Source organism: Kitasatospora sp. NPDC059812, from assembly GCF_042732075.1.
Classification (GTDB): Bacteria; Actinomycetota; Actinomycetes; order Streptomycetales; family Streptomycetaceae; genus Kitasatospora.
On record NZ_JBHWIO010000005.1, the window covers coordinates 1 to 1,291 of the forward strand.

Consider the following 1,291-nt stretch of genomic DNA (forward strand, 5'->3'; position numbering starts at 1 on the left):
CCCGGCCACCGACCGGGTCGGCCGACCCACGACCGGCACCTCACACCAGGCCGCCTCACCGCAGGCCGACAGGGGGAGAAACCCATGACGAGCTCCACACTGGAGCGGGACCACAAAGAGGGGAACGAGGCGGCGGACGTCCTCGCCCGGGCCCGCAACCTGGTCGACCCGGTCCTGCGGGCCGCCGTCGACTCACTGCCGGGCGCGATGCGCAAGGTCGCTGGCTACCACTTCGGCTGGTGGGAGGCGGACGGCTCGCCCGCCGACGCCCCCTCCGGCAAGGCGATCCGGCCCGCCATGGTCCTCGCCGCCACCCAGGCACTCGGCGGCACGACCGCCGAGGCCACCGCCGCGGCCGCCGCCGTCGAGCTGGTGCACAACTTCACGCTGCTCCACGACGACGTCATCGACCGGGACGAGACGCGCCGCCACCGGCCCACCGCCTGGCGGGTGTTCGGCACCACCGAGGCCATCCTGGCCGGGGACGCCATGCACTCGCTGGCGCTGCGCCTGCTCGCCGAGGACGCCCACCCGGCCGCCCGGAGCTCGGTCCGCCGGCTCACCGACTGCGTGGTCGAGCTGTGCGAGGGCCAGCAGATCGACTGCGCCTTCGAGCAGCGCAGCGACGTCTCGCTCGCCGAGTGCCTGGCGATGGCGGAGGCCAAGACCGGCGCCCTGCTCGGCGCCGCCTGCGCGATGGGCGCCCTGTACGGCGGCGGGTCGGAGGAGGCCGCGCAGGCGATGGACGGCTTCGGCCGGGAGATCGGCCTGGCGTTCCAGCTGATCGACGACCTGATCGGCATCTGGGGCGATCCGGCGGTGACCGGCAAGCCGGTGGGCGCGGACCTGGTCGCCCGGAAGAAGTCGCTGCCGGTGGTCGCGGCGCTGGGCTCCGGCACCCCCGAGGGGGCCCGGCTCGCCGGGCTGTACGCCCTCGAACGCCAGCTCAGCCCTGAGGAGTTGGCGCAGTGCGCGGCGTCCGTCGAAGGCGCCGGCGGCCGCGGCTGGGCGCAGGGCGAGTCCTGCGAGCGGATGGCGGCGGCGATGGCGCAGCTGGCCACGGCCGTCCCGGAGCCGTCGGCGGCCGACGAACTGCTAGTGCTGGCCGAACTGGTCACCCGCCGCAGCCACTGACCGGGCTGGTCCGACCGGGCTGGTCCGGCCGGACTCGGCTGACCGGACTCGTCGGGAGTGGGAAGTCGGCCGGTCCGACTTCCCACAACCGGCCCCGCCCCCCCCCCCCCAACCCAACCCCTTTGACACCCCGGAACCCGGTGGCGGTGGGCGGCCG

At 75.4% G+C, this 1,291-nt stretch carries 1 protein-coding gene; it reads left to right on the plus strand.

Features of this window, described 5'->3' with window-relative positions; translation table 11 throughout:
* Positions 1-84: 84 nt before the first annotated feature.
* Positions 85-1,134 (plus strand): family 2 encapsulin nanocompartment cargo protein polyprenyl transferase, encoded by a 1,050-nt coding sequence (locus ACFV6D_RS03775; RefSeq protein WP_063348813.1) that lies wholly within the window; start codon positions 85-87, stop codon positions 1,132-1,134.
* The last annotated feature ends 157 nt before the right edge of the window (positions 1,135-1,291 follow it).